This window comes from Streptomyces sp. NPDC040432 (genome assembly GCF_055595445.1).
The window spans coordinates 1-17,331 of record NZ_JBVIVP010000042.1; the positions used below are offsets into that span (position 1 = coordinate 1).

A 17,331-nucleotide genomic window follows, 5' to 3' on the forward strand; every position below is an offset into this window, starting at 1 on the left:
GTGGTGCGGAGGGCTTCGTCAGCGGCGGGTGGAGCACCCGGGCCGCTCGGCGACTCATCCAGTTCTACCGACGGCCCGGCGGCGTGGCAACGAACCCGATTACTACCCGGCCTCGCAGCCAAGGACCGATGCCCCCCCCGACACACCCTGGCCCTCCGCACGCCGGGTGGCCCCCACGGACCACCACCCCGTGCCCCGCGAGCTACTACCCAGGCTCGTATGTGACGTGGGTCCTATGGGACGGCTCACCCCGAGCCGGCCTGAAAGCCACCAAAAGTAACCACTCGCATACCTCTACAAACGCCGCCGCGTCCGATCGCGCGACCACGAGCCCGGCCGTCCTCAGGGCCGACAGGGGAGGGCACCAACGAATCTGATCACGACGAGCGGAACAGAACACGGCCGTACTGACCGCCGTCGCGTTCCTCGGCGCGGCCCCCGCCGGTGCCGCCCCGCAGGGGGAACAGGCTGCGACCCCGGTGGGTGCAACGGTGCCCAGCTGCGTCCAGTCGCTCCACACGGCCACCACCTTCTTCGGATTCCTCCACACCGCGATGACCAATACCTGTACGGACGTCCAGCGCGTCAGGTCGTCCTTTGCCCCGGCGTTCACGCCGGATCGCACTTGCTACGAGCTCAGCCCCGGCCGGCAGGCCGTGTACAGCAAGCAGGGTGTCCCGTACGACACGGCCGCCAACTACAAGTTCCTCGGTTTCGTCACCTGCTTACGCGCCACCCCTCGGTTTTCCCTCCCGCACCGTCGAAGGGGAACCGAGGCTGAGGCTCCCGCCCGTTGCGATCACCGCACCTTTGATGCCGACGCACGTGCCCAACCGCGCACATGGCCAGGGAGTTTCCTTGACCTGAAGCGTGATTGAGGTCGTAGCGTTCCACTCGTGTCACCCCCGTGATCATCAGACGAAGGGAACCCCCGTGATCCTCGTGACCGGAGCAACCGGGAACATAGGCAGCACCCTGCTGAAGGAGCTGCACGAGCACGCGACCGGGCCGTTGAGAGCGCTCACCCGGGATGCCGCACGAGCCGTCCTCCCCGACGGGGTCGAGGCCGTGGAGGGCGACTTCACCGACCCGGCATCGTGGAAGCCCGCGCTGGAGGGCGTGCGCTCGCTGTTCCTCCTCTCGCGCCTGGGCCCTGACGCCGACATCCTCGAAGCCGCCCGCGCGGCAGGTGTGGAGCACGTCGTCCCGGTGTCCTCCATCACCGTCCACACCCACCCGCACCTCGGCCCGGCCCGCGAGAACCTTGAGGTGGAGCAACTGCTCAAGGCGAGCGGCATGGCCTGGACGATCCTGCGGCCGACACAGTTCGCCTCGAACGCGTTGATGTGGGCGGACACGATCCGTGCCCACGCCACCGTGCACGCCCCGTTCGCCGCGACCGCGCTGCCGACCGTCCATCCCGCGGACATCGCGGCCGTGGCACGGATCGCGCTGACCGAGCCCGGCCACCATGGGCACACCTACGCCTTGACCGGACCGGAGCCGGTCACCGCCCGCCAACAGGTCGAGGCCATCGCGGCAGCCCTGGGCCGGGAGGTGCCCTTCGCCGAGGTGAGCCGCGAGCAGGCCCACGCACGGATGGCCGCCGTCTTCGGGGCCGACGCCGCGGACGCCGTGCTCGACGTCACCGGCGGAGACGTGAACGACGAGCTGCTGACGGTCCGTGACACGGTCGCCCGCATCACCGGGACGCTGGCCCGCCCCTTCCGGCAGTGGGCTTCGGAGAACGTCGACGCCTTCCGCTGACCCCATGCACATCAGGCTTCATCGCCCCGCGGACCTCGCGGCCGGGTGAACTCCGACCCCGGTCAATGCGCCCTCCCGACCGGTTCAGCCGCGAGTCGGAATCGTTTTGTCGATGTTGGCGAGCACCTCACGCGTGCTGTCGATGTGCATCTGGATGAGGTCCCGCCGGAACTTCCCCGGCCCGTTCCGGTAGCGAGTCCTGCCCTCTTCGGAGGTGAAGGCGTCGGCCGGGATCGCGTCCTGGCCCGGCGGAACGAATTTGAGCACCTCTTCGAAGGCTGCGAGGGCGTAGGCCATGGTCGCGCGGTACTTGTGGTGTTCGGATTTGGGCCGGTTGAGCAGTTCGAGTCCGGCGGAGCCTGACATCCGGTAGCCGACGTCCGCGAATTCGCCGGGGTCGATGATCTGCGACGGTTCAGGACCGCCGAAGGCGGGCGCGGGCGGAGGAATCTCTTCCGCCATCCGGAACTCGGAGTGACGCGTCAGGCCGCACTGCCGACAAACGCCTTCGTACACCGCCACGAGGTCGTCGCCCCGCAGCTCCAGCCGGTGCTGCCGGTCGAAGTCGAAGCTGCCGCACTCGCATGCGTGCAGGTCCATGTAGAGGTGTGCTTCGGACGAGGATCGGGCTATCAACATGGCATGACCCTATGGGGGAGCCGGGCGCTCGTCCTGGTCTCCGGCACCCGGGGGGTCCTGGTCGAGACGATCCCGTGGTCGGAGGGCCCGTAGGCTCGCGAGGTCAAGGCTTCGCTGAACAAGCCCGACCTGGGCGTCCGCGCGTGCCCCCCCCCCCGACGTCCCGGCGCCCCACGAGGTGCTGGGACGTACAACTGGGACCGAATGAACCGCGCCACCGGCTGCGGCCTTCTGGCAGGTTCAGTCGCGTGGAGGAATCGTCCTGTCGATATCGGCGAGCACCTGACGCGCGTTGTTGATGTCCATCTCAATGAGGTCCCGCCGGAACTTCCCCGGCCCGTTCCGGTAGCGAGTCCTGCCCGCTTCGGAGGTGAAGGCGTCGGCCGGGATCGCGTCCTGGCCCGGTGGAACGAATTTGAGCACCTCTTCGAAGGCTGCGAGGGCGTAGGCCATCGCCGCGCGGTACTTGTGGTGCTCGGACTCGGGCCGGTTGAGCAGCTCAAGGCTGGAGGCTCGGGAAACCCGGTAGGCGACGGCCACGTATTCGCCGGGGTCGATGATTCGAGAAGGTTCGGGGCCGCCGAAGGCGGGCGCGGGCGGCGGAATCTCTTCCGCCATCCGGAACTCGAAGTGACGCGTCAGGCCGCACTGCCGACAAACGCCTTCGTACACCGCCACGAGGTCGTCGCCCCGCAGCTCCAACCGGTGCTGCCGGTCGAAGTCGAAGCAGCCGCACTCGCATGCGTGCAGGTCCATGTAGAGGTGTGCTTCGGACGAGGATCGGGCTATCAACATGGCATGATCTTAAGGTTCATTGCGCGGTGACGTCGCTACGGCGGCGTGAGAGGGGCATCACGTGGACAGGTTGACCGATCCCCGGATCCTGATGGCTACGTGGGGACGCGCTGTTGGGCAACGACGGCCGAGCGCACCCGATCATCAGGGCGCACTGCTGGCCGCCGCCGATCGGGACATGGGTTTGGTGGTGCCCCTCGTCCTCGGCGATCGGTTCGGTTCCCCGCTGGCCGGCATGGAGAAGGGGCGTCGTTTTTTCGACCTGCCCGACCTGCTGGACAGCCAGGTCCGATCCGCCAGGATCTGGGTGGATGCCATCCCACTGGACACGGGAACGATCGCCGGCACCGCGACGAACACGACGTCGGACCACTACGTCCTTCGGATCTCCGACCGCCTGCCGACCGAGTTGGTGGGACGCGTACTCGCCCACGCGGTGGGCGAAGCGTTCGCCATCCGCGAGCGCGCGGAAGCAGGACTGACTCCCGTACGCGACGATCTTTTGGGCCGGGGGACGAGCCTCTCCCCGGAGGCCGAGTTGTCCGCCGCGGACATGGGACGCATCGGCGAGCTCAATTGGCTGGCCGAACAGGCTGCCACTGCACGGCTGTCCCAGGAGCAAGGCACCAGTGCCCGCACGGATTTCTCCGCTCTGCTGGACCAGTACGGAATGCGCCCCACCGCCGAGATGAGCGATGAGCGCGCCTTCGCTCCCCAAAACGCCGCGGCGAGGGCCCGACGCATGGCGGCGGCGGAATTCCTCACGGACGAAGCCCGTCTGCTGCTTGAGCCTTTGGCTCGCCCCATCGAGCAACTCCCACCCGCCGATGCCTCCGCCCTTCAGGCCTCCCGCGACGCGGCCATGATCGCCGAGCGTCAGGTCGAGGCGTTCATCGGTCGCCGCGACGTCACCATGCCCATGCCCGGCTACGACCAGAACGGCCTCCCGTTGGCCCGTGACCAACTGGAATCCGCCGCCATCCAATGGGGCGCCTACCGGGAGCAGGTCAGCGACGGGGTCGACCAGAGGCTGACCGACCAGCTGGCGGCGGGGGAGCTCCCGCGGCGCAAGGTCGTGATCGGCGGCGGCGCGAGCCTCAGCGGGCGCGACCCGGAGGCGCTGCTGATCGATGGAGTCGGCCGCTGGCACCTCGATCCCGCCACCGGGATCGTGCAGTCCGCGGACCAGGCCCGCGACCTGTCGCAGTGGATGGGCGTCGATCCGTACCAGGGAGTCACCGACCCCCGCCGCCGGATCCCCATCGATGCCGTCCGGCTCTGGGAGGACCAGCTCGCGACACAGGGCGACGTGCTCAACGGACACGCCGGCCTGCGGCTCGACGAGAACGGTGAACTCATCGCTGAAATCACCCGGTCCGGCAAGGGCGGCGTCCCGAACGCTGCTCCGCTGAAGGTGGCCTGCGACGGGGTACCGACCGTGGCGACCGGCTTGCCCCCGGAACTGGTACCGGGAAACATACGCGGCGAGGACGGAGTCGAGAGCAGCAGCGAAGCCGTACGGCTGGTCGGCGAGAGGCTGGCGGAGCTCGAAGGGCAGAACATCGCCGGCGCGGCGGAACTACGCACGTGGCTGACCGGAGAGGAGCGGAGGGGCCTGGACGCCGGGACCGTACTCGCCGCCCTGGACGAGCACCCGCTCAGGGACGCCATCCTGACCGGCCCGGACGGAAAGCCCACCGCGCGCCTTCAGAACTGTTTCAGCGTCCTAGGCGCCACCCAGAAGTGGGAGCAGGCACGCGAGGACGCCCCGGGCCGGGTGTTGATGGGCGACGAGGTCGCCGACGGCCGCTTCGACGCACGGGACGCCCAGCACTGGATCATCGCCGGCAACGGAGGCACCGGCGTCGCGAACGCGGAAATCATCCTCCGTCACCATCCCAACGCCCACGTCACGATCGTCGGCAGCGGAGAGGTCCCGGAGGCACTCAAGCATCAAGTGCAGTACGGGGAGATGTACAAGGAATTCGGTGAGGGCGGGGAAGGCCGCCTGCACACCGTCGCCGCGCGCCTGGGCGAGATCGACACCGTCCGCGGCGAGGACGGACGAACCGTCTTCCAAGTCCAATACAAGGACGGCGAGGAGACGAAGACCTTGGTGGCCGACGGCTACGTAGCCAGCCTCGGTCGTACGAACCCCCTCCCCGCAGCGGTCCAGCCGCTCGCCGACCAGGTGCGGGACGCGGGCGGAAAGGTCACCGGCGACCTGATGTTCGACAAGGACGACCAGTACATCGGCTACGGCCTCACGTTCGCGGTGAACGGCCGCGAGCACCGGGTGGACGTGAACGGGGCGGCCTCCTGGCAGCTACCGCGCGAGGTGTTCGCGCCCGAGTCCGGTATCCAAGGGGAACTGTTGGAGATGGGCGGCCGCGCCCTGCCAGCCGAAACCGGCAACGCCCTCCCCGGCTTCGCTCCCACCGCCCGGCAGAGCGTGCTGCGGGCACGAGCGGTGGCGGATGCCGAGGCGGGCAAGGCGGGCGCCGTCCAGAGGCGCTCGACGATTCCCGAGCGGTGGAAGCGTCCCGGGCCCACCACGGAGGCGGACGGCCTCAACCCGGAGACGGACGGACCCACCCCGACCACCCGGACACCGAACGTACCCGGAAGCCACCTGTGGCAGCTTGGTGCGCCAGGAGCCGACGGCCCCGACCGTGCTCCCGGCAACGGGCACACCAAGTCACCCAACCCCCGAGGACCGGGCGCCCCCGGAAGTCACCTCTGGCAAACAGGCGTACCCACGACGCCCGTCGGCCGCCCCAACCCCTCCCGGCCGGCCCCCGGCCCCGCCCCGGATGCCGGCCCCCCGAACCCGCAGAGGGGGCTCGGCGACTGACTCCTCCCGCACCGGTTCCCGGCGGCCCGTCCGGCAACGACCCGGGCGGGCCGCCCATGGACGAGGGCGACGAGGGAGATGGGGGCGACGGGGCGACGGGGTCCATGGGAAAGAGCGACGAGGGCCACGGGCCCGACGGAGCCCTGGCGCCTCGGCCCTCGGCCCTACAGCCAGCCGCGCCTCGTGGCGTTCACCCCGGCCTGGAACCTGCTGGTCGCGTCCAGTCGCTCCATCAGGCTCGACATCATCCGACTGACCGTGCGCGCCGAGATGCCGAGGTTGCGGGCCGCGGCCTCGTCGGTGTCCCCGGCGGCGACCATGTCCAGCAGCGCGCGTTCCGTCGGGGTGCAGCCGTTGTCGTTGGCGGGCGGTTGTTCGCCGAAGCACGTCCCCGCCGACCAGCACAGTTCGAACAGGGCACACAGGGCGGTGATGATGCCGAGGTTGTGTACCTCGATCGCACCTTTGCGCGGGTCCTCCGGGTCCAGGGGCACGATCGCGGCCCGACGATCGACGATGATCATCTGGATGGGCACGGTGGGGACCGTACGCATCTGCCCGCCGTGATCGATGAGCCAGCGGGCGTAGGCAAGGGTGTCGGGGTCGTTGCGGAAGCTGTCGCGGCAGACGGCGCGGATGGCCACTCCCCGCAGCAGCGCCTCCTCGTTGAGCGGGGTCGCGGCATTGCGGGCGTCGGGCCGGTGCGCGCCGCCCGGGTTGAGGGACAGGCATTCGAACTCGGTCGTCCGCTGGAGTTCTTCCAGCCGGCTACGGACGGCGTCCAGACCTTCGAGCCGGGTGGCACTGTCCGATACCCGCGTGCCGATGTGTTCGGCGGAAATCGCCGCGATCTCGGCCCGGGTGTTCTCCACTTGGGCCAGGCGCGCCGCGAGGTCGGCCTCGGCGGAGGCCAGCAGCGTGGTGAGGCCGACTTCCGGACTGACGGGACGCAGCTTTCCCCCGCGCTGGTCGGACGGCTTGACCAGGGCGAGCGCGGCCAGTTCGTCGAACGCGGCGCGGATCACGCTCTCCTGGAGTCCGGTGTCCGCCATCAGATCGGTCACGCCGTGGTCGGGGTGCAGCAGGGTTGCCCGGTAAACGGTCTCGGCATGGGGCGTGAGCCCGAGTAGTTGCAACATGTGGTCCCCCTTTGGTTAGGACATGGCCAGGATCACCCACGAGCACAACCTTCCGCATATGCCAGGAACGTGTTCAAGCCCCAGGGCGGTCCGAGGTGGCGTCTACCCGCCTGGCGTCTTGACGACCGTCTGCGACTAGTGACACGGCCTCCGACGTGGGACAGCCTTAAGCCATCGAACGCAACACCCCGCAGAACGGGGTGGAAGCGACAACGAAGGCAAAGAACCTGATTCTGAAGGGTGGAGTCCTCCATGTCCCGGGTCGCCGCAGTCCTGCTCTCATCCGCCGCTCTCATCGTCGCCGTCGCAACGTCCGGAGCCGTGTCCCACGGAGCGCCGGACGCGGGACGTACGTCGGCCGGGGACGGGTTCGGCTGGGGGACGGGCCGGGTGGTGGCCGATGACGGGTTCGGCTGGGTGCCGCCCCGGGGCGGAGCGGACACCGGTCAAGGAGCCGACATGGGCCAGGGAGCCGACACCGGTCAGGGTGCCGACACGGGCCAGGGAGCCGGCACCGGCCGGTCGGTCTGACGCCGGTCCCACCCACCCACCCACCCCGGAGCCCGATCGGTGCAGGATCACGCGAGGGCGTCATGTACATGATTTCCATGCGGTTGGTCGGTGCCCACGGAACACCTGCGGCGCCCGACGACCTCAGTGAACTCCTCACCGCTCACTTCGATCCCGTGGACCGGATCGAGCACCTCTGGACACGCGTCGACGGCGACCGGATCGACCTGGTCCTCTTCGTCCTGGCCGGATGCGAGGCCGAGGCCCTGCTGACCGCTCGCGCGGCGTGCCTGCGAGCCCTCGCCCACACACCACGGCTCACGGCCTGGAGCCTGTCGGACACCACGAACACCCCCAACGCCGCGAGCACCACGAACGCCGCGAGCACCACGAACACCGCACACACCCCCAACGCCGCGGACACCACGAACACCGGCGACACCCGCGAGTTCTGGTAACGGCACAGCACGCCCACCCGCCCACCCCCACGAATGCCACCCCCCTTCTCCCCCCTCCGCTCACCCCCCGGGCCCGCGCGTCGGCCACCACCACGAAGGCAAGAGAGAGGATCCACCATGCTCGAAACCGCTGACGCAGGCCCGCGTACGGCGCTCGACCGCACCACCGAACGCCGCCACATCGGGACCTTCCAGGTTCCCGACGACGTCACCTCCATGGAGTTCTCCCTGCCTGGAGCCCGCCTGGAGACCACGAACGTGAGCGAGAGCGACGGCACGAACGGCGTCGTCCGGGTGACCCGCATCTCGAACGGGCCGGGCATCACCGACTACGTCACCCACGAGAAGGACTTCGCGTACTCCGCCTACGGCATCCACGTGGGCCAGGACGACCGGCTCACCTTCTTCGGCGAGGGCCAGCGCATCGCCGTGCACCTGATCGACTGCCGTGAGGACTCGCCCCAGCTCGGCGACGAGATCACCATCGAGATGGCCGTCTCGCCCTACCGGGTCCTGATCATCCCCAAGGGCATCGCCCACACCCTCGACGGCCTCGGCGGCGTCGTGACCCGCGACGAACCGGTCTGGTACGCCGACCAGAACCCCGACTGGGAACCGGACAACGACCTCGTGTCCTTCCTGCGCTCCTCCCAGCAGGCTCCCGTGGTGCGCACCAACCGCCACGAGCTGCCGGTCGCCGCGCACCTGTTGCTCTCCCGGATGTCCCAGCAGACCAACGCGCAGGAACAGGGCGCCTACGCCGCCCGGTACCGCGTCTCCATCGGCGGCAACACCACCTACGCGACGCTCAGGCCGACGTGGCGGGCCGCCGAGACGGGGAGCGACATCCACGCGTGGGCCTCGCGCAACAACTTCGTGTTGACGGGCCCCGAGTCCTTCACCGTCGTGCCCTCCACGGACAGCTGCACCTCAGACGTCCTCGAAGTGGACCTGGACGCCGGCAGCGCCGATGACGGCCCCGGCGCGGGCCGGGCCGGCGCCGGCGGCCGCTTCGTCCGCCACGAATACTCCCGCCGCCGCCTCACGTGGCTGGCGGGCAGCACGGACGCGCAGATCGAGGTGGTGTCCGCGGAGGGAGAACGCTCCGTGATCCGCCTCGGCGACCCCACCATCGGGGTCCGCGTACCCCCCGGTACCTGGTACCGGCTCACCGGAACGGGCCGTGTCTGGCTCCGCTCCGAGATGGAACTCCTGGACCTCGAACCCTGGGCCCTGGACCACCCTCTCGGCCGCGACGTCACCACCACCGATCCGTCCGGAGCCGGTGCCAGTAGGCCCGAGCAGGACAGCGACCGCTACCTGCCCGGACCGGCTCTCCACGCGCTGGCGCGCATGGAGGCCAAGGCAATATCGCTCACCCGCTGAACCCCGACCTGAAGAACCCAACGAAGGGAACACATCATGTCGATCACCAGTGTCGAGACCACCGCCTGGAAGACCGAGCTCGCCGCCATGTCCGGTGACGTCGCGGACCCCGCCGCCCGCGCCGCGCTGGAGAGCCTGAGCTCGGCTCTGGAGCCCTACTTCGAGACCCCGGAGTACTTCCGCAGCATCCTCGGCAAGATCGCGTCGCGGATGATCGACGCCGACACCGAGGAGCAGATCACCTCGCGTTCCTTCGGTGACCTGGAGGAGTTCAAGGCCGCCCTCCCGGAGGGCGTCGTCGTCACCACCGTCTGATCACCGAGGTAGTCGTTGGGGGCGGGTACACCGGTTCGGTGTACCCGCCCCAGGCACTTGCGACCGCTCCGAACGCCGGCACCGCAGAGAGGAACGTCCATGTCCGCCTTCCCCAAGCCGCACCTGATCATGACCAGGACCCGCACGATGGGTGCGGAATCCGGCCTCCCGGGAGCGCGGCACATCCGGTCCTCCCGCAACGACCGGCCGTACCACTACATGGTGCACAGCCCGCACTTCGCGTACGAGGAGTACGCGGTGCACCTCGGTCAGTACGACCGGCTCTCCTTCTACGGCCCGGCCGGCACCGGACCCGTCACCGTCCACATGTACGACTGCCGGGCGGACTCACCCGAATACGACCGGAAGCTGGAGATCGACGTCCCGGCCGACGGATCGTGCGTACTGGCCATCCCGCCGGGCTACGCGCATTGGTTCGAGCAGCTCGGCACCGTGACCACCCGCAACGACTATTCCCTCCACGCGCCGCAGGACCCCGCCTCGAAGTGGTCCCCGCTCGACGACAACGCCACCTACTCCGTCGCCGACATGGACCGCGCACGCCCCCGGACCATCGCCAACACCGTCGAGCTCCCGACGGCCGCCCAGTTCCTGATCTCCAAGGTGGTCTCCCGCAGCTGGCTCGGCGGCGCGACCGAACAGGGCGTCGTCGCCTCCGCCGAGATCGGCGGCGAGCTCCACCGCTACTTCATCGACCGGGACCTCGGCGGGCAGCAGCCAGAACTGCCCGCGTCGGAACTCGCCACCGTCACCACCGGGGTCGGCTCCTACCAGTCGATCCGCGATGACTCGTACGGCATCGGCTCCAACGTCGAGAACGGGATGGCCGACACCATGGTTTACGACATTCCGGCAGCGTGGCCGCAATATTTCAGCTCACATCCCCATCTCACTCTGAAGCTCTCCCCCTTGCTGTACGACAATCCCGAGATGGACCTCCAACTCGTCGACCGCCGCGCGGACTCACCCACCTTCGGAGCCGGCCAGACCCTTCCCTTCCCCCAGGACCCACGGACGGTCCTGACCATCGAACCGGGTGTGCTCATGCGGGCCCGGGGCAGGGGAACGCTCCACTACCGGGTGGAGTACGAGGTCCACGACTCCCGGGGCGCGAATCTGCCCGAGCTCTTCGTCCCGGTACACGCCGAAGGATCGCTGCCGACTTTCGACGCGCCGGGCACCGCCCTCGCGGGCAACGTCGTCCGAGAGCTGGCCTACCGGTGACCGCGACCGAGCAGGAGCCGAAGACCGCCCGCACCGTCCTCCCCACCGCCTCACGTTGGCTCACACTGCTGCTCGTGGTCTTCGCGGTGCTCGTCATGTCCCGTTCCATGAGCGAGGGCATCTACGACATCGCGTTCGCCAACCTGGCCCTCGACCTCTCCGGCCTGGTCAGCACGGTCGGCCTCGTGTACTGCGTGGGCTACGGCGTGGAGGTCGTCGCCTCGATCGCCGCCGGCCCCCTCCTGGACCGGGGCAACCCGAAGACCGTCCTGGTCGTGGCCTACCTCGTCAAGATCGGCGTGTTCGTCCTCATCGGCATCGGCTCCACGTTCCTCTCCTCCCACCTGTGGGCGATCGTCGTGGCGGCGGCGACGGTGGACCTCGTCCACCACATCGGGGAAATGGCCCTGTTCGTGCTCCTGCCGCGCATCCTCGACGCCAAGACCCTCGTCCGGGTGCAAGGCATCGGCGGAACCATCCGCTCGGCGAGCGAACTGCTGTCCCCGGTCGTGGCGGGCCTGGTCATCGCCCTGCTCCCAGGATCCCAAGCCCTCCTCGTCGCCGCCGGCCTCCAGGTACTCGCCCTGGCCGTCTTCGCCGGCTTCATCGCCGTCGTGGCCCGCCAACCCGGGGCCGCACACCCGAAGCCCGTCCACACACCGGCGTCCGACACCGCCACCGGCGTGAAGACCGCCGGCGCCGCGCCCGAGGAGCAACCCGAGCCCACCCCCCTCCCGTCCCGCCGCGTGGTGGCACGGACCCTCGCCACCAGCCCGGCCTGGCGCCGCTTCCTCACCTTCCACGCCCTGACCGTGCTCGCCCTCTCGACGGTCATCCTGTCCCTGCTGTCCCTCATGAGGGAGACCTTCGACATGTCGCCGGCCCGCGCCGGCTCATTCCTGGCGTTCTCCACCATCGGGGCCATCATCGGTGGCCTCGTCGTCGCGAAGGCCGGCCCCGAGGGCATCTACTCCAGCCTCCGTTGGGCCACCGCCCTCGCGGGCGCGGGCACCCTGACGGCCGCACTGTTCGGCGGGACACAGTGGATCCTCGCGGGCGCGCTCATCCTCTTCGGTCTCGGCTTCACCGTGTACCTCAGGTCCGCCGGACTCCTCGTCCAGCTTCGCGCCCCCGCCGCCCTCCTGGGCACCTGGCACGGACTCCTCGACGCCGTCATCCGCGTCGTCAGCGCCGGGGCCATCCTCGCCACCGGCTTCCTCTTCGACCGCTTCGGAGGCAGGCCCGTCTACCTCGTCTTCGGCGCCCTCCTGCTGCTCACCGCCGCCCTCTGGTCCACCTTCGGAACCCAGGACCGGCAGGACCTCGGCTCCACCCCCCTGCACCCCACCCCGTAGGACCCCACGGCACGGCACGGCCCCGCCCGCGCCCGACCGCCGACACCCCGATCGGCCGCGCACCCGACAGGGCGGACCGTCCGCACCCCGCCCCGGCAGGACTCGACGAGCCTGCCGGGACGAGCCGGACGACGGTGACGTGCGGTGGTCGTCAGGCCGTAGCCCTGGTTCCCGACCACCGCACGGAGCGTCGTGCTCGGGTCAGCGGACCTCGGTGACCCGGTGTTCCTTGCGGGCGCCACAGTTGGAGTTGTAGACCTGCACGTGGACGTTGCTGATGCCGCCGCCCCAGTCGACGCAGTGGCCCTTGCCGTACACGTAGGCCGGGCCCGCGTACGAGGTGTACCGGCCGTAGTCCTCGCCCCGCTGCGAAAGGGCGTTGTTCTCGATCCACAGGGCCATGTCCACGGCCGCACCCGGGTTGTTCCGGATGGTCGCGACGCAGTTCTTGCCGTTCGAGGCGTTGTACGTCAGGTAGACGGTGCCCAGCGAGCCGATGGCAGCCGAGTTGACGGTCTTGTAGCCGCTTCCACAGACCTTCTGCGGCGTGGTGTTCGGCGCGGCACTGGCGGGCGCCGCCAGCGCCGTCGTGGCCGCGAGGGCCAGAGCGGCGAATGCGGTGGTGGTCATGACAGGACGGGTGAGTCGCATGTTTCCCCCTTGTGATCATCGGAGTTGGTCGCTCCTGCCTGCTGTGACATACGGGACGGCGCATCGGTTCCGCGCCGTCCGCAAAAGATTCGACCGCACCACCTGATCGGCCCCTCCCGGTGCTCCGGGCCCGGTACGCCCCGCGAGGGGACGGCCCTTTTCCCGACGGTCCTGCCCGGTCCGGTCCGCCCGATGGACTTGTACCGGCACCCCGGCCCGTCGGCACGCCCACGGGGGAGAACGGCTGCAACGGATACTCCGGCCTCGACCGCTTCGGCCACTGGTACGCCGATCCCGCGCACCGGCAGCATCACGATGACCACGTCTCCTCCCGCGGAGCACAGCGACCACTGCCGCCAACATGCACCGCAAGATCCTCAAGCACGCGGGAACGGCCACCGGTGAGGGATCCGGGCCCCGACCGGCTCCTGCATGGTCCTGCGCGGCTCTCGATCGTCGCGCTGCCGTCCCCGGCAGGCCGTACGACGCGGCACTCCGTACCGGCCGGTAGGCCCGCCTGCGCGTCGCCCCTCGCGGGCGTGACGCTTTCCGGTGGCACGCCCTCCGTTCAGGGAGGCCGCTTCCTGAAGAAGTCGCAGGTCAGCGACCTGGGCCTGGGGGGTTTCCCTGGTCGCTTCAACGGTCCGTAAGCGGGTGCAGGAAGCTGAACCGCGTGTACAGGAAGCTGAACGCTCTTTTCCCTCTCAGGGGCTCTCCGGCGCGGCAGAGTTGTCCTCGTCGAGAAGCGAACGACACAAACCAGGGGGAACGAAATGACGAAGTCCGGCACCGCCGAGGAACGTTCGAAGAAGCGCTCGGTCTACGCATTCACCGCACTGGGACTGGTCGCCGGAATCGCCGTCGCGACCCTGACCAATTCGGGTGACTCGGAAGACCGTTCCGCCGCGCCGGCCGGTATTCACCAGGTCGCCGCGACCGCCGTCACGGTGGTCGACGAGACGTCCGGCGAGCCGGCGGAGTCGCAGGTCACGGTCGCTTTGATCCCGGGCTGGCAGAGCCCCGCCTCGGAGATCCCGGGCTGGCAGAGCCCCACCTCGGAGATCCCGGGCCGGCAGGGCCCGAGCCAGTCGATTCCCGGCCGGCAGAGCCCGTCGGCGGTCGCCGGTCCCGCGACACAGAGCATCTGAGGCCGGCCACCCGATGTCGACCACATTCGCTCCCATCGAGCTCGACAGAGTTCCGGCGGTGGAATCCTTTCTCGACCGCATGGGATTCGGCCGCTTCGACCGGAATTCGGTCTCGGCGCCGATAGGCCGCAACGAAATATGGGCCGGCAGCACGGAAAGTGGCCGCGAGGTCTTCGTCAAACGGCTCGTCGGAACCGGCGATGACGTCCACGACCGGATGCGGCGCCTGCTCGCCTTCGAGCGGTTCGCCGTCACCCTCCCGCCCCACGCACTGCGCGGCCCGGTCTTCCTGGGCAACGACACCCCCGAACGGCTGGTGGCCTTCACCTACCTCGACGGCGCCCGCAGCGGTGCCGAGCTGATGGTGGACGAGAGCTTCGACGACGAACTGGCCGGCCAGGTCGGCCGCGCCATCGGCCTCCTGCACGGGGCGGAGCACCCCGGACCCGACGAACTGGACACCACCCCGCCGGCGCTGCCCTCCCTGGGCTTCCTCCAGGGCCTGCCCCCGGGCATGTTCGACAACCTGGGCTTCGCCGAACTTCAGGCCTGGCGCCTGATGCAGAGCGACGCACAGCTGGTCGAGGCACTGACGCGGCTGCGTGCCGCCGAGGCCGCCGCGCCCAAGGCGCCCTCCCACTGCGACTTCCGCGTCGACCAGCTCCTGCTCACCGACGACGGCCTGTACGTGGCGGACTGGGAGGAGTTCCGGCTCGCCGACCCCGCCCGCGACGTGGGCAGCTTCGCCGGCGAGTGGCTCTACCGCTCCATCCTCGACGTGGTCACCACCCGCGGCGACGAAGAGGGCAGCGGGCCCGAGGAGTACGAGCTCACCCACGAGGCGATCCTCAGCCGCGGCGTGGCCAAGATCGAACGTCTGCGGCCCAAGATCCGGCACTTCTGGCGGGCGTACGCCGCCGTACGCCCCGACATGGACCCCGGACTTCCCGAGCGGGCCGCCGCCTTCGCCGGCTGGCACATGCTCGACCGCCTGATCGCAGGCAGTGCGCAGCGGATGCGCCTGTCCGGCATCGAGCGGGCGGCCGCCGGCATCGGCCGCAACATCCTTCTCCACCCTCAGAAGTTCGTCACCGCACTCGGATTGGAGGCAACCCCGTGAGCACGGGAACGAGACCAAGAACGACCACCGGCACCGAAGCCCCGCCCGCCGCCCTGCTCCAGGCCCTGGAACGCGTCCGCATCGCCGACGACCGGCTCTCCGCGACCGTCGCGGGCCGCGAACTGACCGCGGACAGCCCCGGCGAGCTCAAGACCCTCCTGGGCACCGCCCTGTACGAGACCCTGCACTCCGGCCAGGACGAGTCGGCCTCCAAGCTGCCGCGGATCCTGCGCGACACCGACTTCGAGCGGCGCCTCGGCGAGGCCGTACCGCACCGCACCGTCACCGCCTCCGCCGTGGTGCTTCCCCAGCCGGCCGGCACCCCCGCCGACGCCGCCGACGTGCTCGTCCTGCGGGACGGCATCCGGACCTGGGCCCCGCGGAGGTCCATGAGCGTCACCGACCCGGCACCCGGCACCGTCGTCGAAATCGGCGTGCCCGCCGCACGGCCCGCACTCTCCCCCGGCTTCTTCGTGGTCACCGGCCCGGTCAGCCGGGGCGCGTCGGCGGAACTGCTGCGCGTCTACCTGAACCTGAGCGACTCCCGGGCCGCCCCGCACGCCTGGCGGGCCGTCCTGACCCGGCTCAACGAGCTGGAGATCGCGTACCAGGCCAAGGTTCTCTCCTGCCTGCCGCTCTACCCGCGGCGTGACGCCCTCGTCGTCTACCTCCAGCCCGACGCCTGGCACGCCGTTCCGGTCCTCGCCGAACTGGCGCCGTCCCTGCCCGGACTGGGCGGCGAGACTTCGCACTTCGTCCACCGCGTCGCCCCCGGCGTCGGCGTGGCCTTCGAGCCCGCGGACCACCGCCCGGCCATGCGCGGCCTCAGCTTCGGGCAGCACCGTGCCGGAGCCGCCGCCGAAGCACTGCTCGACCGGGCCCGGCACGGCACCCCGCTGGCGGAGGCGCTCACCGCCCGCTTCACCCAGGCCGGCATCGACCCGCACCGTCCGGCGCGCAACCTCACCTCGCCGGATCTCCCCGCACCCGCGACCGCGGGCGCGACCGGCACCGTCCCGGCGGTTGCCGCGGCCTGAGGGGGCTGCAGGGCGTGAGTGCCCGCGCACCCGCTCCCTGCTTCCACCTCAGTACGTACCGCACGTGCACCACGTACGGCACACCCCTCAGGTGCCCACGGGGCACCCATCCACAAGGAGAAGAACCATGGACAACGCTTCGATGATGGACCTCGTCGCCGGCTACAACACCTACGCCGAGGCCTCGGAGCTGGGCATCCAGGCGGTCGCCGACGCCCCGGCCACCACCCCGGTCTGCGCCGCGACCATCGCCGCGTCCGCCGTGTCCTCCGGCTGGTGCGCCTCGGCCGCCGCCTCCGCCGCCGGTGGCGCCACCTACAAGCTCGGCTGCTGATCCCCGCGGGATCCCCGTAGCCGCCGTCCCCCGTACGCAACGAGCCGACGAAGGGAGGTGAACCACATGTCCCACGACCGGAACACCCTCGAAGACCTGGTGACGGGTTACGAGTCCTACGCCGACGCCGACGAGATCGAGGTCGACGCGGTGACCGGAGCCCCGGCCACCACCCCGTTCTGCGGTGCCGCCGCGAGCTTCATGCTCAGCTACGTCACCACCAACGGACCCGGCTGAGCCGGAGGCCACCCCAACTCACCATCCACACCCACCATCTGAAGGGAGACGCACACCATGAGCAACGACCGGAACACCCTCGAAGACCTGGTGACGGGTTACGAGTCCTACGCCGACGCCGACGAGATCGAGGTCGACGCGGTGACCGGAGCCCCGGCCACCACCCCGTTCTGCGGTGCCGCCGCGAGCTTCATGCTCAGCTACGTCACCACCAACGGGCCGGGCTAAAACGCCCGCGGCGGGTGCCCGACTCCGGGCACCCGCCGCCCCCCCGGGCCTCACGGCCCCGCTCCCGGGCCCCCGCGCCCGCACCTGACTTCCGGGCCCCGCGCCCGCCCCAC

The 17,331-nt window shown here is 70.0% G+C and carries 18 protein-coding genes; 14 read left to right on the forward strand and 4 right to left on the reverse strand.

All coding sequences use genetic code 11. The annotated features are described in order from the left end of the window. The first annotated feature begins 933 nt into the window (after window positions 1–933). Window positions 934–1,767: an NAD(P)H-binding protein gene (locus tag ACZ58N_RS37910; protein WP_471169895.1), complete on the forward strand. Its 834-nt coding sequence runs from the start codon at window positions 934–936 to the stop codon at window positions 1,765–1,767. A gap of 84 nt (window positions 1,768–1,851) precedes the next feature. On the opposite strand, the gene ACZ58N_RS37915 is transcribed toward ACZ58N_RS37910, so the two are convergent. Continuing rightward, window positions 1,852–2,406 (reverse strand): hypothetical protein, encoded by a 555-nt coding sequence (locus ACZ58N_RS37915; RefSeq protein WP_471169898.1) that lies wholly within the window; start codon window positions 2,404–2,406, stop codon window positions 1,852–1,854. 240 nt (window positions 2,407–2,646) lie between these two features. Next, window positions 2,647–3,162 (reverse strand): hypothetical protein, encoded by a 516-nt coding sequence (locus tag ACZ58N_RS37920; RefSeq protein ID WP_471169901.1) that lies wholly within the window; start codon window positions 3,160–3,162, stop codon window positions 2,647–2,649. A 217-nt stretch (window positions 3,163–3,379) separates the two neighbouring features. On the opposite strand from ACZ58N_RS37920, the gene ACZ58N_RS37925 reads away from it, so the two are divergent. Further along, window positions 3,380–6,055 (forward strand): hypothetical protein, encoded by a 2,676-nt coding sequence (locus tag ACZ58N_RS37925; RefSeq protein WP_471169904.1) that lies wholly within the window; start codon window positions 3,380–3,382, stop codon window positions 6,053–6,055. Between the two features lie 164 nt (window positions 6,056–6,219). On the opposite strand, the gene ACZ58N_RS37930 is transcribed toward ACZ58N_RS37925, so the two are convergent. Beyond that, window positions 6,220–7,194 carry a LuxR C-terminal-related transcriptional regulator gene (locus ACZ58N_RS37930; RefSeq protein ID WP_471169906.1) on the reverse strand — a complete coding sequence of 325 codons (975 nt, stop codon included), beginning with the start codon at window positions 7,192–7,194 and terminating at the stop codon, window positions 6,220–6,222. 252 nt (window positions 7,195–7,446) lie between these two features. Between ACZ58N_RS37930 and ACZ58N_RS37935 the strand changes: the two genes are divergently transcribed. From ACZ58N_RS37935 to ACZ58N_RS37960, 6 genes are all read left to right on the forward strand, one after another. Continuing rightward, entirely contained in the window at window positions 7,447–7,725 is a 279-nt protein-coding gene (locus ACZ58N_RS37935) for a hypothetical protein (protein WP_471169909.1), read from the forward strand. A 62-nt stretch (window positions 7,726–7,787) separates the two neighbouring features. Then, complete coding sequence (locus ACZ58N_RS37940) at window positions 7,788–8,162, forward strand: hypothetical protein (RefSeq protein ID WP_471169911.1); 375 nt, start codon at window positions 7,788–7,790, stop codon at window positions 8,160–8,162. A gap of 117 nt (window positions 8,163–8,279) precedes the next feature. After that, window positions 8,280–9,548: a hypothetical protein gene (locus ACZ58N_RS37945; protein ID WP_471169914.1), complete on the forward strand. Its 1,269-nt coding sequence runs from the start codon at window positions 8,280–8,282 to the stop codon at window positions 9,546–9,548. 36 nt (window positions 9,549–9,584) lie between these two features. Further along, a complete protein-coding gene (locus ACZ58N_RS37950) occupies window positions 9,585–9,863 on the forward strand; it encodes a hypothetical protein (RefSeq protein ID WP_385581296.1) in 279 nt (92 codons plus the stop codon). 99 nt (window positions 9,864–9,962) lie between these two features. Continuing rightward, window positions 9,963–11,108 carry a hypothetical protein gene (locus ACZ58N_RS37955; protein WP_471169917.1) on the forward strand — a complete coding sequence of 382 codons (1,146 nt, stop codon included), beginning with the start codon at window positions 9,963–9,965 and terminating at the stop codon, window positions 11,106–11,108. After that, complete coding sequence (locus ACZ58N_RS37960; RefSeq protein WP_471169919.1) at window positions 11,105–12,463, forward strand: MFS transporter; 1,359 nt, start codon at window positions 11,105–11,107, stop codon at window positions 12,461–12,463. Before ACZ58N_RS37955 ends, ACZ58N_RS37960 begins: the two co-directional genes overlap by 4 nt. Before the next feature lie 201 nt (window positions 12,464–12,664). On the opposite strand, the gene ACZ58N_RS37965 is transcribed toward ACZ58N_RS37960, so the two are convergent. Continuing rightward, complete coding sequence (locus ACZ58N_RS37965; protein WP_471169922.1) at window positions 12,665–13,114, reverse strand: spore-associated protein; 450 nt, start codon at window positions 13,112–13,114, stop codon at window positions 12,665–12,667. Window positions 13,115–13,887: 773 nt separating this feature from the next. Here ACZ58N_RS37965 and ACZ58N_RS37970 point away from each other — a divergent pair. The 6 genes from ACZ58N_RS37970 to ACZ58N_RS37995 all read left to right on the forward strand — a co-directional run bounded on the left by ACZ58N_RS37970 (window position 13,888) and on the right by ACZ58N_RS37995 (window position 17,218). Next, on the forward strand, window positions 13,888–14,262 hold the full coding sequence (locus ACZ58N_RS37970; RefSeq protein WP_471169924.1) for a hypothetical protein: 375 nt from the start codon (window positions 13,888–13,890) through the stop codon (window positions 14,260–14,262). Window positions 14,263–14,320: 58 nt separating this feature from the next. Then, window positions 14,321–15,382 carry a class V lanthionine synthetase subunit LxmK gene (lxmK, locus tag ACZ58N_RS37975; RefSeq protein ID WP_471169926.1) on the forward strand — a complete coding sequence of 354 codons (1,062 nt, stop codon included), beginning with the start codon at window positions 14,321–14,323 and terminating at the stop codon, window positions 15,380–15,382. After that, a complete protein-coding gene (locus ACZ58N_RS37980) occupies window positions 15,379–16,419 on the forward strand; it encodes a T3SS effector HopA1 family protein (protein ID WP_471169929.1) in 1,041 nt (346 codons plus the stop codon). Before lxmK ends, ACZ58N_RS37980 begins: the two co-directional genes overlap by 4 nt. Before the next feature lie 127 nt (window positions 16,420–16,546). Next, window positions 16,547–16,753: an LxmA leader domain family RiPP gene (locus ACZ58N_RS37985; RefSeq protein ID WP_030718520.1), complete on the forward strand. Its 207-nt coding sequence runs from the start codon at window positions 16,547–16,549 to the stop codon at window positions 16,751–16,753. Between the two features lie 66 nt (window positions 16,754–16,819). Continuing rightward, window positions 16,820–16,990, forward strand: a complete 171-nt coding sequence (locus ACZ58N_RS37990) for an LxmA leader domain family RiPP (protein WP_471169932.1) — start codon at window positions 16,820–16,822, stop codon at window positions 16,988–16,990. Between the two features lie 57 nt (window positions 16,991–17,047). Next, window positions 17,048–17,218, forward strand: a complete 171-nt coding sequence (locus ACZ58N_RS37995; protein WP_471169935.1) for an LxmA leader domain family RiPP — start codon at window positions 17,048–17,050, stop codon at window positions 17,216–17,218. The last annotated feature ends 113 nt before the right edge of the window (window positions 17,219–17,331 follow it).

Coding starts and splice junctions, on each gene's coding strand:
- ACZ58N_RS37915 (WP_471169898.1), bottom strand. CDS start 2,406: ATGTTGATAGCCCGATCCTCGTCCGAAGCACACCTCTACATGGACCTG.
- ACZ58N_RS37920 (WP_471169901.1), bottom strand. CDS start 3,162: ATGGACCTGCACGCATGCGAGTGCGGCTGCTTCGACTTCGACCGGCAG.
- ACZ58N_RS37925 (WP_471169904.1), top strand. CDS start 3,380: ATGGGTTTGGTGGTGCCCCTCGTCCTCGGCGATCGGTTCGGTTCCCCG.
- ACZ58N_RS37930 (WP_471169906.1), bottom strand. CDS start 7,194: ATGTTGCAACTACTCGGGCTCACGCCCCATGCCGAGACCGTTTACCGG.
- ACZ58N_RS37935 (WP_471169909.1), top strand. CDS start 7,447: ATGTCCCGGGTCGCCGCAGTCCTGCTCTCATCCGCCGCTCTCATCGTC.
- ACZ58N_RS37940 (WP_471169911.1), top strand. CDS start 7,788: ATGTACATGATTTCCATGCGGTTGGTCGGTGCCCACGGAACACCTGCG.
- ACZ58N_RS37945 (WP_471169914.1), top strand. CDS start 8,280: ATGCTCGAAACCGCTGACGCAGGCCCGCGTACGGCGCTCGACCGCACC.
- ACZ58N_RS37950 (WP_385581296.1), top strand. CDS start 9,585: ATGTCGATCACCAGTGTCGAGACCACCGCCTGGAAGACCGAGCTCGCC.
- ACZ58N_RS37955 (WP_471169917.1), top strand. CDS start 9,963: ATGTCCGCCTTCCCCAAGCCGCACCTGATCATGACCAGGACCCGCACG.
- ACZ58N_RS37965 (WP_471169922.1), bottom strand. CDS start 13,114: ATGCGACTCACCCGTCCTGTCATGACCACCACCGCATTCGCCGCTCTG.
- ACZ58N_RS37970 (WP_471169924.1), top strand. CDS start 13,888: ATGACGAAGTCCGGCACCGCCGAGGAACGTTCGAAGAAGCGCTCGGTC.
- ACZ58N_RS37985 (WP_030718520.1), top strand. CDS start 16,547: ATGGACAACGCTTCGATGATGGACCTCGTCGCCGGCTACAACACCTAC.
- ACZ58N_RS37990 (WP_471169932.1), top strand. CDS start 16,820: ATGTCCCACGACCGGAACACCCTCGAAGACCTGGTGACGGGTTACGAG.
- ACZ58N_RS37995 (WP_471169935.1), top strand. CDS start 17,048: ATGAGCAACGACCGGAACACCCTCGAAGACCTGGTGACGGGTTACGAG.